The sequence below is a fragment of the Halpernia humi genome (assembly GCF_900108025.1).
Lineage (GTDB): Bacteria > Bacteroidota > Bacteroidia > Flavobacteriales > Weeksellaceae > Halpernia > Halpernia humi.
This window is the reverse complement of sequence record NZ_FNUS01000001.1, coordinates 195,520-211,211: the sequence shown is the minus strand read 5'-3', so window position 1 is coordinate 211,211 and position 15,692 is coordinate 195,520. Positions and strand designations below refer to the sequence as shown.

16 protein-coding genes are annotated in these 15,692 nt (G+C 31.0%); 5 read left to right on the top strand and 11 right to left on the bottom strand.

Annotation, left to right across the window (positions count from 1 at the left end; genetic code table 11):
* The first annotated feature begins 90 nt into the window (after nt 1–90).
* From C4S29_RS01025 to C4S29_RS01015, 3 genes are all read left to right on the top strand, one after another.
* Complete coding sequence (locus tag C4S29_RS01025) at nt 91–789, top strand: hypothetical protein (RefSeq protein WP_103912268.1); 699 nt, start codon at nt 91–93, stop codon at nt 787–789.
* Between the two features lie 59 nt (nt 790–848).
* Nucleotides 849–2,333: a MutS-related protein gene (locus C4S29_RS01020; RefSeq protein ID WP_103912267.1), complete on the top strand. Its 1,485-nt coding sequence runs from the start codon at nt 849–851 to the stop codon at nt 2,331–2,333.
* 137 nt (nt 2,334–2,470) lie between these two features.
* Nucleotides 2,471–4,696: a transferrin receptor-like dimerization domain-containing protein gene (locus C4S29_RS01015; RefSeq protein ID WP_103912266.1), complete on the top strand. Its 2,226-nt coding sequence runs from the start codon at nt 2,471–2,473 to the stop codon at nt 4,694–4,696.
* Between the two features lie 119 nt (nt 4,697–4,815).
* On the opposite strand, the gene C4S29_RS01010 is transcribed toward C4S29_RS01015, so the two are convergent.
* Nucleotides 4,816–5,742, bottom strand: coding sequence for a malate dehydrogenase (locus tag C4S29_RS01010; RefSeq protein WP_103912265.1), 927 nt, complete (start codon nt 5,740–5,742; stop codon nt 4,816–4,818).
* A 294-nt stretch (nt 5,743–6,036) separates the two neighbouring features.
* Here C4S29_RS01010 and epsC point away from each other — a divergent pair, with 294 nt between their 5' ends.
* Together epsC and cysK are read left to right on the top strand one after the other, a co-directional pair.
* Entirely contained in the window at nt 6,037–6,852 is an 816-nt protein-coding gene (epsC, locus tag C4S29_RS01005) for a serine O-acetyltransferase EpsC (RefSeq protein WP_103912264.1), read from the top strand.
* A 93-nt stretch (nt 6,853–6,945) separates the two neighbouring features.
* Entirely contained in the window at nt 6,946–7,875 is a 930-nt protein-coding gene (gene cysK / locus C4S29_RS01000; protein WP_103912263.1) for a cysteine synthase A, read from the top strand.
* Between the two features lie 33 nt (nt 7,876–7,908).
* Here the strand turns inward: cysK and C4S29_RS00995 are convergent, their stop codons facing one another.
* From C4S29_RS00995 to C4S29_RS00950, 10 genes are all read right to left on the bottom strand, one after another.
* Nucleotides 7,909–8,643 (bottom strand): DNA-formamidopyrimidine glycosylase family protein, encoded by a 735-nt coding sequence (locus C4S29_RS00995; RefSeq protein WP_103912262.1) that lies wholly within the window; start codon nt 8,641–8,643, stop codon nt 7,909–7,911.
* A gap of 37 nt (nt 8,644–8,680) precedes the next feature.
* Nucleotides 8,681–9,715: a nucleoid-associated protein gene (locus C4S29_RS00990; protein ID WP_103912261.1), complete on the bottom strand. Its 1,035-nt coding sequence runs from the start codon at nt 9,713–9,715 to the stop codon at nt 8,681–8,683.
* 107 nt (nt 9,716–9,822) lie between these two features.
* Complete coding sequence (locus tag C4S29_RS00985; RefSeq protein WP_103912260.1) at nt 9,823–10,338, bottom strand: thioredoxin family protein; 516 nt, start codon at nt 10,336–10,338, stop codon at nt 9,823–9,825.
* A 554-nt stretch (nt 10,339–10,892) separates the two neighbouring features.
* Nucleotides 10,893–11,954 (bottom strand): virulence protein RhuM/Fic/DOC family protein, encoded by a 1,062-nt coding sequence (gene rhuM / locus C4S29_RS00980; RefSeq protein ID WP_233740454.1) that lies wholly within the window; start codon nt 11,952–11,954, stop codon nt 10,893–10,895.
* Nucleotides 11,955–12,022: 68 nt separating this feature from the next.
* The gene (locus C4S29_RS00975) at nt 12,023–12,817 is read right to left on the bottom strand and encodes an McrC family protein (protein WP_262496752.1); all 795 of its coding nucleotides are present in this window, start codon (nt 12,815–12,817) and stop codon (nt 12,023–12,025) included.
* Nucleotides 12,818–13,031: 214 nt separating this feature from the next.
* Nucleotides 13,032–13,499: a hypothetical protein gene (locus tag C4S29_RS00970; protein WP_103912258.1), complete on the bottom strand. Its 468-nt coding sequence runs from the start codon at nt 13,497–13,499 to the stop codon at nt 13,032–13,034.
* Entirely contained in the window at nt 13,499–13,966 is a 468-nt protein-coding gene (locus tag C4S29_RS00965) for a helix-turn-helix domain-containing protein (RefSeq protein WP_103912257.1), read from the bottom strand. The genes C4S29_RS00970 and C4S29_RS00965 overlap by 1 nt, the downstream gene beginning before the upstream one ends.
* The gene (locus tag C4S29_RS00960) at nt 13,956–14,351 is read right to left on the bottom strand and encodes a hypothetical protein (RefSeq protein ID WP_103912256.1); all 396 of its coding nucleotides are present in this window, start codon (nt 14,349–14,351) and stop codon (nt 13,956–13,958) included. The genes C4S29_RS00965 and C4S29_RS00960 overlap by 11 nt, the downstream gene beginning before the upstream one ends.
* Before the next feature lie 152 nt (nt 14,352–14,503).
* Nucleotides 14,504–15,169, bottom strand: a complete 666-nt coding sequence (locus C4S29_RS00955) for a hypothetical protein (RefSeq protein WP_146063238.1) — start codon at nt 15,167–15,169, stop codon at nt 14,504–14,506.
* A 28-nt stretch (nt 15,170–15,197) separates the two neighbouring features.
* Nucleotides 15,198–15,686 (bottom strand): hypothetical protein, encoded by a 489-nt coding sequence (locus tag C4S29_RS00950; RefSeq protein ID WP_103912254.1) that lies wholly within the window; start codon nt 15,684–15,686, stop codon nt 15,198–15,200.
* Between the last annotated feature and the right edge of the window lie 6 nt (nt 15,687–15,692).

The following is a 15,692-nucleotide window of genomic DNA, read 5'->3' as shown; positions in this document are numbered from 1 at the left end:
CAAATTTAAGAGAAAATATTCAAAATTTGAGAAAAGCATTATTAATAGTTGTTTATATTTGTTTAACTAAAAATTAAAATATCCCACAAAATGAAATTAAAAATGACACTTTTCAGCCTTTTCTTATTAACTTCTGTGCAAATTTTTTCTCAAAAAACCGACCCGAAAGCAATCGCTATTATTGAAAAATCTATTGCCGCAAAAGGAGGCAAAGAAGCGCTAATGAATGTAAAAACGCTTTATACCAAAATGGCAACAACGATGGACGGTAGAGATGTATTTTGGATTACAAAAGAGATGGCGCCCAACAAAGGCAGTTTCGAAATAGAATACCAAGGAAGAACAGTTTACAAATCTTTTTATGACGGTAAAAAAGGCTACGAAATGGTGAGAGGCGAAAAAAAATTGGCCGATCAAGATGAATATAAAGACAAAAAATACCGAAAATATATTATGAACGATTTAGAATATATTGATCCAGAATTATATAAACTAGAATATATAGAAACAAGTGCCGATGATAAAAACAATAAAATAAAAGCCACTTACGTCAATGGTAAAATATCCTATTTGTACTACGATAAAAGCACCAATCTCTTAACGAAAAAAGAAACCGTTGCGAATGCCAACAAAAACACCTTTGAAACAGTTGTAAATGAAGATTATAAAAAATTTGGAAATTTACTCAATGAGACCAAACAAACTTATATTTCAGGAGATTCTAAGCAAGTTGCGATTTTGAAAGAACTTATTGTAAACCAATTTATAAGCGACAAAGATTTTGAGTAAAAAAAGGATAAATTTTATTTTTTTTTAATTAAATTCTCAATAGTATAATTTTCGCCAAAATGATAAACGATACAAGTCCGGTAGAAAAATATTTTAATTACATAAAAGATGAAAATCATCTGCAAATTCTTTCCGAAAAAACGGCTTACGACTTAAATCTGGATTTACTTTTCTTTAAACTAGACCAAACTTTTTCTAAAATTGGCCAGCAATATTTCTATTCAAAATTTAGACTATTAGAAAATAAAAGCGATCAGTATTTTACTAAATATGTAGATTATTTTGCAAAAAATGACATTGAAAAAAACCAGGTTGCCAAGCAATTATCAAAACTAAACCAAGATAAAGATTACCATTTAATAGACCTTATTTCGGAAGACATTTCTGTGAATGAACGCTATTACAATTATGCAAGATTAGCAACACTTGCTTTGACTATGATTGTGATTTCTAGTTTTTTTGTTCCAAAAGTTTTGGTGTTTTTAATACCCTTATTTTTCATTAATTTTTATTACCACTACAACAACAAAGCTTACGTACAATATTATAAATTGGTGATTTCGCGATTAAGTGCAAGCATTAAAACCGCTAATAATATTTCTAAATTTTCGCAATTTACAGAAGAATTTAATTTTATTAATATTAATAAACTAAGCAAAATTATCGGTTTCAGCGAAGTCGAACAAGCCTTGGTAAAAAATGAGTATTTACTTGTAATTTGGTCGGCTATAGAATTTTACCGCATTTCATTTAATACTGAAATCTTTGGTTTCAGAAAAAAAGTAAAAATCCTGAAAGATTCAAAAGAAGATCTTTTAAAATTGGTAAAATTTATTGGCAAAATAGACACGGCAATAACCATTTCTGAAATAAAATTAAATTACAAAACTTGCGAGCCCATTTTCATCAATAAAAAAGAAATAAAAACCGAAAATATTTACCACCCTTTTATAGATAATTGTGTGAAAAATAACTTGATGATTTCTGATAAAAGTTTGGTTTTAACGGGTTCTAATATGTCGGGGAAAACAACATTTATGCGTTGTATGACGATTAATTCTCTTTTTGCACAAAATTTTAACTTGTGTTTTGCCGACTCTTTTGAGTGCCCAAAAATGCAAATATTAACGTCTATTTCTATTCAAGATAATATTGAAGAAAATAAAAGTTATTATTTAGAAGAAGTAATGCGAATAAAAACTTTTCTAGAAAAAAGAGACACTTTTGCTCTAATTTTAATTGATGAAATTTTCAGCGGAACAAACACAAAAGAGAGAATCGCCATCAGCAAAGCCGTGCTTTCTGCATTAAATAAAGACGAAAAAAACCTCGTCGTTATCACCACACACGATTTAGAAATTGCACAATTTTTAGAGGCAAATAATTTTGAATTGTATTATTTTGATGAAGATATTACTTTAAATAAAATCTCATTTCCCTATATTTTAAATAAAGGTATTAGCCAAAAAACAAATGCCATCAAAATTTTAGAAATGTATAATTATTCTGATGAAATTATTAAAAATGCGCGCGAATTACTTTGATAATAAAGCCATTAGAAATAAATATTCGTTTAAAATACTTATTGCTTAATCACTTTTTGATAAATTCTTTATACATTTATTAATAATTAAAAAGAAACATTTCTAAATTATTTTTTTAACTGCAAAAAAACTAAAAAATGCTAAAAAAACTATTTCCAATCCTACTGCTTTCTGTCTTTAATTTTTCATATTCGCAAACCAAGAATATATTTGGTTTTAATGAAAAAGATGCTGCGACCCAATTATCTTTAGAATCATCCTTTGATAAAAATTTAAGCGCCGAAAATGTTGGTGCTACTGTAAAATTACTTTCCGCAAAACCGCATCACATCGGTTCGCCCGGAAGTAAAGAAAACGCCGAATACATTCTTTCACTTTATAAAAAATGGGGTTGGGACGCCCAAATTGAAACTTTTTATGTGCTATTCCCAACACCAAAAACCAGGGTTTTAGAAATGGTTTCGCCCACTTCTTACAAAGCAATTCTAAAAGAACCCGCGCTGAAAGAAGATCCCACAAGCGGTCAATCTGGCCAATTACCAACTTACAATGCTTATAGCGCAGACGGAGATGTAACCGCCGATTTGGTTTTCGTAAATTACGGTTTACCAGATGATTACAAAATTTTAGACCAAATGGGGATTTCTGTCAAAGGAAAAATCGTGATTGCAAAATATGGCCATAGTTGGCGCGGCACAAAACCAAAAGTGGCACAAGAACACGGCGCAATTGGCTGTATCATTTACAGCGACCCGATGGATGATGGATATTTTGCAGGTGATGTTTATCCAAAAGGCCCTTTTAAAAATGAATATGGCGTGCAAAGAGGTTCTATAATGGATATGGTTATAAATCCGGGAGATCCGTTAACGCCAGGAATTGGCGCAACTAAAGATGCAAAAAGAATAGAGAAATCGGAAGCCTTAAATATTTTAAAAATTCCAGTTTTACCAATAAGTTACCACGATGCAAAACCATTGCTAGAAGCACTTGACGGACCAAATGTTCCTGCCAATTGGCAAGGCGGACTTCCATTTGCATATCACATCGGACCAGGAAAAACAAAAGTGCATTTAAAATTGGCTTTCAACTGGGATATTGTTCCTTGCTATGATGTTATTGCAAAAATAAAAGGTGCAAAATATCCAGACGAATGGGTCATAAGAGGAAATCACCAAGATGCTTGGGTAAACGGCGCATCCGACCCAATTAGCGGTCAAGCAGCAATGTTGGAAGAAGCAAAATCTATCACAGAACTAATGAAAACAGGTTGGAAACCAGACAGAACTTTGGTTTATTGTTCGTGGGATGGCGAAGAACCAGGTTTGCTAGGTTCCACGGAATGGGTAGAAACGCATCAGAAAGAATTGCAAGAAAAAGCAGTCATTTATATTAATACAGATGGCAACGAACGAGGATTTATTTATGCTGAAGGCTCACACGCTTTGGAACCATTAATGGATGGAATCGTAAAAAATGTAATAGATCCGCAAACCAATGTCAGCATTTTTGAAAGAAGAAAAGCAAAAGATGCTCTTTCTGAAAACAGCACAGACGGACGAGAAAAAATTATCAATGAAAATAATTTTAAATTAGATGCAATGGGTTCGGGATCTGATTATTCTTCGTTTATACAACACGCCGGAATTCCATCTCTAAATTTAGGCTTTGGCGGTGAAGGAAGTGGTGGCGAGTACCACTCTATTTATGATTCTTTTTATGATTTTTCCACTTTTAAAGATCCCGGTTTTCATTATGGTGTTGCACTATCAAAAACTGCAGGAAGAGCCGTTTTAAGAATGTCGCAAGCCGATATTTTACCATTTGATTTCACGCATTTATACAGTACAATTAATGGTTATAATGAAGAATTACAAAGCCTAATAAAAAATGAAAGAGAAAGCACAAACATTAAAAACAAAATGATAAAATTAAATTATTTTGCTGTAGGTGAAGATCCTAAAAAGAATTTAATAAGCCCAACTGCAAAATCGGAAGTGCCATATTTGGATTTTTCGCCTTTACAAAATGCTTTGGAAGATTTAAAAAATAGCGCAGATCATTTAAAAGTTATTTTTCAAGACAAAATAAATAAAAACGGTGGCAACAGTATTGCTTTTAACCAATTGCTTTACCAAGCAGAACAGCAATTGCTTACAGAAACAGGTTTACCGCGTCGTCCTTGGTATAAACACAGCATTTATGCGCCAGGATTTTACACTGGTTATGGTGTAAAAACATTACCCGGCATTCGCGAGGCAATAGAGCAAAGAAAATGGCAAGAAGCACAAGATCAAATTTATGCGGATGCAAAAGCCATCACAAAACTGGCAAATTATTTAAAAGCAGCAGCCTTAAAATAATTTTAAAAATTCTTTAAATTGTAAAAAAAATTTAATACTAAACTTAAAATATTGATTTAAACAAAAAAACGCATCTCAAAAAGATGCGTTTTTTTTATTGTGTCAAAAAAGAATTCTAACTAGAATTTTAGATCACCATTCACATCTCTCACTGCTTTTGCAGCCGTTGCAAATTTTTCCTTTTCTGCGTCAGTTAATGATATATTTACAATTTTTTCAACGCCATTTTTCCCGATGATACATGGAACGCCAAGACAAATATCGCTTTCACCATATTCGCCATCCAACATTACAGAACACGGCACCATTTTTTTCTGGTCGCAAACGATGGATTGCACCAACATTGAAACCGCTGCGCCAGGAGCATACCAAGCAGAAGTGCCTAATAATTTTGTTAAAGTAGCCCCACCAACTTTCGTAGCTTCGGCTAAAGTATTTTGTTTTTCTTCATCTAAAAATTCAGAAACAGAAACACCATTTCTCGTTGCTTTACTTAGCAAAGGCAACATTCCCGTATCACTGTGAGCCGCGATTACCATTCCATCTACGTCAGAAATTGGGCAATCTAATGCTTCGGCTAATCTGTATTTAAAACGAGCAGAATCAAGCGCACCTCCCATTCCGATTATGCGTTCTTTTGGCAAACCAGAAGTTTTGTGAACCAAATAAGCCATCGTATCCATCGGGTTAGAAACCACTATAATGATAACATCAGGCGAGTGTTTCACCAAATTTTCAGTCACATCTTTTACAATTCCTGCATTTATTCCGATTAGTTCTTCGCGCGTCATTCCTGGTTTTCTCGGAATTCCAGAAGTGATTACTGCTACTTTAGAACCTGCCGTTTTAGAATAATCGCCCGTTGTACCAGTAATTTTGGTATCAAAGCCATTCAAAGATGCGGTCTGCATCAAATCCATCGCTTTGCCTTCCGCAAAACCTTCTTTGATATCCACAAGAACAACTTCTGAAGAAAAGTTTTTCATTGCAATATATTCTGCACAACTTGCGCCCACTGCTCCTGCGCCAACTACGGTAACTTTCATATTTATATTTTTAATAATTTATTGATTCTATGAAAAGGATATTTTCAAAACTAAGTTTCTTTGTTGTTTTAACTTCTGATTTTAATTATTTTATGTAATAAAATACTTTGTTTAACAATGTTCAAATTTACGAAATGTAATAGTTTTGAGCAATTTTGTAATTCTTAAAGTTTTATTAAATATTCAAAAAAAAGGCTGCTTTTTTAAATTTATAATTTTTTTACCAATTTATTAACTTACATCAAGATAAAACCTCCGTAATCTTCACTAAATTTGTATTAAATAAAAAGCACTATGAGTTTTGCTGATCGTTTGCACAAAGGCTATTCTAACAGGAAATTTGATATAGACAAACAAAAAATTGAAAGTTTTATAGATCGATTATTCCGGTTTATATTTTTTCTAGAATACCAAAGATGTTCTAATTATGAAAATATAAAAGCACGTTTAGATGATTTTAAAAATGAGTTTCAAACCATATTATTTTCTGTAACTGAAGAGAGCGAAAGCCTCAAAACCGAACAATTTTTTGAAAGCTTTCCAAAAATTTATGAAACATTAGAAAATGATGCAAAAATAATCGCAAAAAATGATCCCGCCGCACAAAGCGAAGAAGAGGTTATGTTTTCTTATCCAGGATTTTTTGCCATCGCTGTTTACAGATTTGCGCATGAACTTTATAAAAATAAAATTCCTCTTATCCCAAGAATTTGGACGGAATTTGCACACAGCAAAACTGGCATTGATATTCATCCTGGAGCAAAAATTGCCGCAAATTTTTTCATAGATCACGGCACCGGAATTGTTATTGGCGAAACCGCTGAAATCGGTAATAATGTCAAAATTTATCAAGGTGTAACTTTGGGAGCGCTTTATGTTGCTAAAAATTTGCAAAATATTAAACGACATCCAACAATCGAAGATAATGTGGTAATTTATGCAAACGCCACAATTCTTGGTGGAGAAACCACCATAGGCGAAAATTCTATCATTGGTGGAAATGTTTGGATTACCGATAGTGTCGCCGCAAATTCCATCGTTTACCACAAAGGCCAAGTGACTGTAAAAAATAAATTCCCTGAAAATGAACCCATTATTTTCAGTATTTAAAAAAAGTATTTTACGGCGCGATTTTTGAAAAACAGTTTGTCTCAAAAATAAAAAACGTAGAAAACCTGCGCAGAACTACAAAAATTTTAGCACATGAAACTGAATAATATATTAGAAGCCATTGGCAATACGCCCATGGTGAAACTCAGTAAAATCTTTCCCGAGCACGAAGTTTGGATGAAATTAGAAAAGCAAAACCCTGGCGGTAGCATTAAAGATAGAATTGCTTTGGCAATGATTGAAAAAGCCGAAAAAGAAGGAAAAATTAATAAAGAAACACTCATTATTGAGCCCACTTCTGGAAATACAGGCGTTGGTTTAGCAATGGTTTGCGCCGTGAAAGGCTACAAATTAGTCCTCGTAATGCCAGAAAGTATGAGTGTAGAAAGACGAAAACTAATGAGTTCTTATGGCGCCGCTTTTGAACTAACTCCAAAAGAAAAAGGAACTTCTGGCGCAATTGCAAAAGCACTAGAAATGGCTAAAGAAATCGATAATTCTTGGATCCCGCAACAGTTTGAAAATAGTGCAAACCCCGAAATTCACGCAAAAACAACAGCCCAAGAAATTCTAAACGATTTCCCAGAAGGCTTTGATTATTACATTACAGGTGTAGGAACTGGCGGCCATATAACAGGTGTAACCGAAGTTTTGAAAGAAAAATTTCCAAATATTAAAAGTTTTGCGGTAGAACCAAAAGACTCGCCAGTAATTTCTGGTGGTAATCCTGGGCCACATCCTTTGCAAGGAATTGGGGCGGGTTTTGTTCCAAAAAATTTACATACAAATATTTTAGATGGCACCATTTCAGTTGAAAAAGATGAAGCATTTCAATTTACGAGAAGATTAGCGAGCGAAGAAGGCATTTTGGCTGGAATTTCTACAGGATCTTCACTAGCTGCAATTAATAAAAAACTAAGCGAAATACCGAAAGGCTCCAAAATATTGACTTTTAATTATGACACTGGCGAACGATATTGGTCGGTTGACGGTCTTTTTGAAGAAAATGTTTTTAAATATTAAACCAAAAAAAATCCTGTTTTGCGACAGGATTTTTTATTTATATAATTTTTGGCAGATTTCGCAGCAATACGTTTTGCGTTTCACTTTTCCCAAAATGTATATTTCCAAGTCGGTTTTATGAATTGGGCATATTTTTTTGCCATAAATTAAAGCATCACTTTTTACAGTATTTGTCGCCATTTGGTTTAAAAATTCTTCGCCATAAAGGGCGCAAATTTCTATTAATTCTTTTAGTTTTTTAACAGGAATTTTTTCAACTATACTTTCAGGATGAATTTTTGAACGATACAAAACCTCAACTCTAATGATATTTCCGACACCGGTAAAAATACTTTGATCCATCAAAACATCGCCAATTTCTTTGTTTGAAAATGTATTTTGCAAAGTTTTTAAAACCAACTCCTGATCGAATTCTGGTTTTAAAATATCGGTTTTAAAATTGAAAATATCTCGTGGTTTTCCCTCATACAATTTGGTTCGGGTTACATAAAAATTTATTTCTTCGTCTGCAAAATGTAGCGCAAAACTGGCGTTTACTTGTTTTCTTTCATTAATGAGCATACTTCCAAAAAGACCAAAATGTGCCGTTACAAAGAAATCTTTAAACACAAAAATTAGATTTTTACCAAAAGTCTCGATGTTTTCTAATTTAAGAACTTCTATTTTCGATTTGTCCATTTCACCATAGCCAGACGCTTCGGTGACTTTTTTGCCCACAAATTTCTGTAATTTTTGAGCGAAAAACTTTATAGTTGGCCCTTCCGGCATTTCTAAGAATTTATTAGTTTAAAGTATTTATTCTTAATTATTTCTCTTCTTCGAAATAAAGCATATAAAATTTTCCGTTTTCGTCTTGCCCTTGTTGGATGAGTTTTCTATCGCCGTGCACATAAATATGAAAATTTTTATCTAATTTTATCACACTTTTATAACTGCTATTTTGCTTTTTTACCGCGGCATTATTGATGGCAAAATCTTCTGAAATAGACACTTGCATTTCTTGCTCATAATCGGTTTTATAATTACTAAAACTTTCTATCACTTCATTATCTTTCAACACTTCTTTGCTAAATTCTTCAAAATCAAACTGTTTTTTTTCTTTAAAAAAATTGATAGAATTGTTTAGAAATTCTGCTTGGTCGGCTTTGCTAATTTCAAATTCTTGTGGCAATTGCTTGGTGATGAAATCTTTATAAACCGTCAATGTTTCTTGCGTATCAAAATAATCGTCTTGCTTTTGTTTAAGTTGAAGAAAATCGTCCATCCAATAACTGGTTTCTGCTCTACTCGTTCCGTCTATCACAGAAATAATGTAGCCTTCTTCTTTTTTCGAATTAAAAATGATACAACCTTTATCTACTTTATTCAAATTTATACCTTTTGCTGTTTCTAATTTGAAACTTGCATCTGACGGCGAAACTTGCATAAAAGTATCTTTATTTTCAGATTTGAATAAGCCAACCGCATCATATCTTTCTCCTTTTAAAACGCAATCTGTGAAATAGCAAACATAAAATTCACCGCCTTTTGTGCGCGGATTTATGGAGACATCAAACAGCAATTTCGCTAATTTTTTCGACTGATTTTCTAGCAATTCTGGTTGCTCAAATATTTCAGAAACCAAAGTGAAAACTTCATTTTGATCTAAACTATTTTGGTGAAAAAATTCAAATAAAATTTCTGGTTTAAAGGATTTTAGAAAATAGTCTTTCAGCAGATTTTTCATCTCATCATCTAAAAAAGTTTCCGTTTCAGAAGTAACGAGGCTTTCTTGCTGCGTTTGGTTTCCTACAAAATTGATGCAGATTCTTTGCAACTGCGTTTCATCATGGTAAATCATTTTGCGAAAATAATGATTTTAAAGTTTTATTTCCCTACTTTTTAAACTAAAAAATCCTCAAACTTTCGAAAGAGGAATTTTTGGAAAGCAAAGTATTTTGAGCCCAACTATTTTTGCAAGAAAACAGATTTGATGGTTTCTAACTGTTCTTTATTCAACTTTGAAGTTTTTGCCAATTTAGCCGTAAAACTTGCAACTTCCTCTGTCGTAGAAGGGCAACCGAGATTTTCTTTGTTGTCGTTAAAAGAATTTTCTAAAACTTCGCCTTTGTTATTTATAAATACGAAATAAGGTAAACCAGCGTCTTTGCCGCCATATTTTGCCATCCATTCTCTTCCATTTGGGTTTTCTAATTTCACTTTTTCTCCATTTTCTAAAACGTCTAAAGATGCCAATACATAATTCTCATCAAACAGATTTTTGGTAGAAGGCAAGTTCATTTTTTTGTCCATCAACTTACACCAACCGCACCAAGACGCATGGAAAAATACCATCACATTTTTGTGTTCTGCTTTGGCTTTTTTCTGAGCATTTGCAATAACGATTTCTGCTTTTTCTTGTGAGAAAGCCGTTTGGAAAGTAACAAATAATAGAGCGAGAATAAGGATTTTTGTGAATTTCATGTTTTAATAAATTTTATATCATGTAAATTTAGTTTTTTTTAATTAATTTCGAAACTCAATGAATGTTTATCTAAAAAAATTCCCCAAGTTTTCACTCGGGGAATTTCTAAATATATTTTTGAAAATTTATTTGACTTCTTCAAAAATAACGGGTACTGATAATCAATTATTTATAATTTTATGGTACAAATAAGGTATTGATTATACATGATTTTTTAACTAAAAATATCTAATCGACTGATAACCATTACTTTATATTTTTCTAGGTTTTCAGTTGATAAAAAAGAATTTAAGATTAAAATTATCATTTTTTTTATGATTAAATCATACTTATACTTATCATTTGATTTAAAACACTTCAAATTAATTAAGCAAGTTTTAATAAAATATTCAATGTAAAATAGCGAACCCCTGCTCGCTTTTTTAAATTTTTCAACTATTTTATTATCAAAACTTTACTTCGCTATTTTCTATTAATTCTGTCGCAAATTTAGGATATATATGCGACAGAATATGTTACTATGTGCTAATCTTAGATGGAGCAATATAGTTGTCTATTTATTTCTATTCAATACACTTACCACCAATCTTTTCACAGTCTGCATTTCTTCGGGTTTACTCGATGCAATCAGCAAAGTTAAACTTGCTAAAGTGTCATTACCTATTATCAGCTTATTTTGCTCGTTAAAAAGCATTTGATTTGATTGTAAAAACTTCAGAAAACATGCTGCAGCAATTCTTTTATTGCCATCTACGAAAGAATGATTTTTCACCACGAGATACAAAAGCATGGTGGCTTTTTCTTCCAAAGTTGGATAAAAATCGTTTTCTCCAAAACCTTTTTCTATTTGCGCAATTGAACTTTGAAAATTTTGATCTTTTTCTTTTCCAAACACTTGCGAATCAAAATCGACCACCATTTCATTAATGAGTTCCTGATAATCTTCTCTGGTCGGATAAATTGCCTGCTTTTTGGTTAAACCTTTGGAATCCAATTCTTCATGGTCGTAGTCATCTAATAATTTCAAGCCTTTAGAAAAAACAGATAGCCATTCATTTTCATTGGCTTTTTCTTCAATCGCTCTGCTTAAAATCTGAATTCCATTTTTCAGGAGTTGAACTTCCTGCTCTTTTTGTGCTAATCTTTTTTCGTTTACAGCATAACCATTTACTAGATATTCTTTTAGGATTTTGTTTGCCCAAATACGGAATTGGGTTGCTCTTGCTGATTTTACACGGTAACCTACTGAAATAATTGCGTCTAAATTATAGTGTAATTGCTTACGTTTCACTGTTCTAGTACCTTCTTGTCGAACTTGTAAGAAATCCTTACAAGTTGCACTTTCCAAAAGCTCCACTTCTTTAAATATACTTTTTAAGTGCATAGTTATATTCTGAGGTGTGGTCTCGAATAGTTCCGCCATTTGCGCTTGAGTAAGCCAAACTGTATCCTGCTCTAGTTGTACATTAATTTGAGTTGAGCCATCATTGGCTTGGTAGATTTCTATTTGGTTTTCGGTTTTCATCGGTTGTAATTGCACTGTGAATTTGTAAAGTTCGGCAATATTTTTAGGAATTAAAAAGTTATAATCAGAAGAATATAGAATTCTGTACAAAAGGTTGGAACAATTATGGTGCAAATCTATTCCTTACTAAAATGTTGTGGTTTTCTTTTAAAACAATTTTAAATAAGCGGTAATTTAATTCCTAATTTATAAACTTTGTGGTAGGCTTTAATTTCGTTTTCAGGATTTCCGCAAATTTTACTCAAGAATTCTAAAGAATAATTAAAGTCTTTTTCTAGTGCAATTTCGGGATAAATAATTAAACATTTAATAATTTCATCGCTTTCTACATTTAACCCCAAATCATTTCTTACTTTTCTTAATCTCGCATAACCTGCAACTTGCCGAATGTCGGAATGAATGTGACTTTGTTTATAGTGCAGTTTATATTTGGTGTCAATCACCATAGAATTCTCTCCATCATTTATTAGAAAATCCAGTGAATTACCGAAAGTACTGAACTGATATTGTATTTTTTTCCTATCAAAGTTATTGGCTTTTAATAATTTTTGATAAAAAAAAAGTTCAAATAATCGCGGCATATCAATCCAAAAAGGTGGTGTTTCTATTTTGTTTGCAGAAGTTGCGGAAATATTATAAGCAAATTGCTTCAAAATATAATTGCCGATTTTTATGGCTTCTTTGTATTCTTTAAAAAATGGATTATATTTTAAATGATGAAGTTGAGTTTGCTTTAAATCATCCTTTATTAATTCAAAAGCAGGTCTGCAATAATTGATAATATTATTGATTCCAGCTTTTGTTTCAACTGTAAAAATTTGGTTGTTTTGAAAGTAACTTATGCAAAACTGAAACACTTTTTTTAAGAATTTATTTTCGTTGCTATTAACACCAAAAACTTCATATTCGCAAAATGTTTTCGTCAGTCTATTTTTGAAAATATTTTGCTTAATATTTGTACCAACTATAACCTTATTTTGTTAAAATAATTTATATAATACGTAAATAACAATTATTACAATTGCTACAATTACAATATATCCGTTTGTATTGCTTTCTTGCTTTGACATTTTTTGTAATTTGACTTAAACTAATATGCTAATCTATTTAAAAAATAAATTAAACCTTAATTTTTGATAAAATAAATTTCAACAATTGAAAAACGAATTATGGTTTAGATTTGATTTTTGTAACTTTTTTATTCGATTTTTCTGATTTTTGTCGAAATACATCATTAACATCTATTGAAGGCACGATATATTTTCCCAAGGGAGCAACAGATGTTAAAGCCGTTATAAAACCTCTTAAACTATTTAAAGTAATTGAAAATGCAGAAAATTGCAATAAAGAGTTTTTATCATCCTCGGATAGTTTTTCACCTTCATTTAGTTTAAAAAATGCTACACCTTCTGCAAAAATAGAATAACCAGGTTTCGGATCTTCAACTTGGTTAATACTTAATTTTACAAATACTTTTGTGTCGTCCTCCGTAAAAAAAGCAAAATCTAAATCAATATCATAATCAGAAAAAAAATCTTGATTAATTTCTTGATTTTCAGTTGGAGGGATAAATTGAAAATTACAATTTAAAATAGAGAAATCCAATAATATTAGTGGAGAAAGTAATGGTTTCATTATGCAACCTTTAATGTTGTGTTCTTACTTGAATCATATTTGAAAGGTTCACAATTACCATATTTTTGATTTGTGTTGTGATATGCCCAGAAACCATTAGAATCGTTATGTAATTTTTTCTTATCAGAAAGTGGAAAATTATGCTCAATTTCTGAACGATAATTTTCAGAATTCCTTTTTGCCTTTATTTCAAAAGTAACATCATACGAATTTTGCAATTTTGCAATCTTCAACAAATTGATTAACTTATCTCCTCTCATTAACTGGGTAACATAACTCTTTGAAGTACCAAAAATTTCTGCAATATCTTTATTGCGAATTGGTGTATCAACTTCTAATTTTGCCAGTTCATTAAAGAAACGGAACATAATCATTTTTGCATCGTGTTCTAGTTCTTCTTCTTCACTTTTAAAGTTGAATAAATCTTCGAATTCATTATCAATATTATATTTCTCGTTAAACTTCATAATCGTATTTTCCTAATTTTGTTATTAAACTCTTTTCTTTACTACTGTTCTTTTGTGATTTTTTTCTAGTGTGTAATATTCCCGCCACAACTACAAATACACCTTTATCACTTTTAACTTCTTTGCAATAAATCCTATCATTTTCTTGCCCTTTAAAAAATTTCATTACTGTCACATCTTTACAAGAATCATCGATATCCTCTTTATCATATAAATCTGTATTTTTAAATTTTCCCAAAATTAAATCTGTGATAAACTTAAACTTCTTTTTGTGTCGATCGTCTCGATTAATATATTCAAGAATTTCCGCAGAATTTTCATCATCTATATAGATTGCTCTAGTGCCGTCTTTAGTTGAAATAATTTTTTTACATTTTCTTTTCAAAGTGCAAAGTTAATCTATAGGTTAATTAAATACAAGTGTTTTGTTATATATAACACTACTTTAACAAATTTACAAAATATTCATCTTTAAATTGTTTTAACAATTTTTAATTTCGTATTAATATTTTACGTTTTTAGATTCGATAATTGCTTTTAATATTGTGTTTGAAGAAGTTCATCAATCTCTCTTAAAAAATTCTCAATTTTATCAATAGACTTGTCAATAAATAATTTTTCATCAATAATTATTTTATACCTCATTCTTTTAAGTCCTTTAGTTTCTTTAAAGTTAATTAATTTAAGTTGTTTCAATGTATTTAATCCTCCAAGCCTTTTGGTATTTTTCATATCTGAGTAAAACACACCTTCACTATGAACTATGCAATTTCGCAAATCTGTGAAATACACGATAAAATTATAGTGTTCACATTTTTTGATGCTATTGGGACTTATCAATTTTTCAAGATTTTCTAAATATTTCGAATTTACTGGTTGTGTATTGTTTTTTTTAGTGAAATAATCTACAATTTTTGAAAGATATTTCTCCGCAAACGAATAGGTTTGAATGATTAAAGAATACCTAAATCTTTGAGTAAATTCTTCAATGTAGAAATTATCATCAATTAAGTTATCCAACATCACTTCATAATAACTTTGATCATAATTTTCCATCTGATCTCGACTAGGATCATCTCCTGCGATCGTCTGAAGTTCTTTAAATTTGACATCTAATTCTTTTGCTTTTGAAGTAAAATATTCCTCTACATAATTTACATAATCTCTTAACAACATTAATTCGAAATCAATGAATTGAATCAAACTAATTTTTTTAGAATTTCTTGACATATTATAAATTAAAAGGTGGATTTGTTATGATAAAATTTATATGTCTATCCAAAGTTGTTTCGTACCAATTTATTGCCGGTGCAAATAGCCCCGATGTACTTCTTCTTGTTACTCTTGCCAAAGGAATTTCAAAAACGTTTGCATCAGTCTCATTGAATTTTAATGAACTAAAGAAATAAGTTCTTTCCCAACCAATATCTCGAACACTACTAATGACCAAATCAATATTTTTGTCGTTATGCTTTTTAATAAATTCTACTAAATTGTCAATACATACTTTATCATCAGTGGCTGAATTAATAATGATAAACTGGCTTTGACCCAAATTTATCCTTTCAATTAAAATTAAAAAATCATTTCCACTAATTGGCGAAAAAACACCATCAACTATGCTAAATGCAAATGGAATAGAAATTAAAGTAATTGTCAATCTAGTTATTGTAGAAGTTTTTCCAGTGTCTGGTTGACCGCCAAATAATAAATAATTCATAATTTT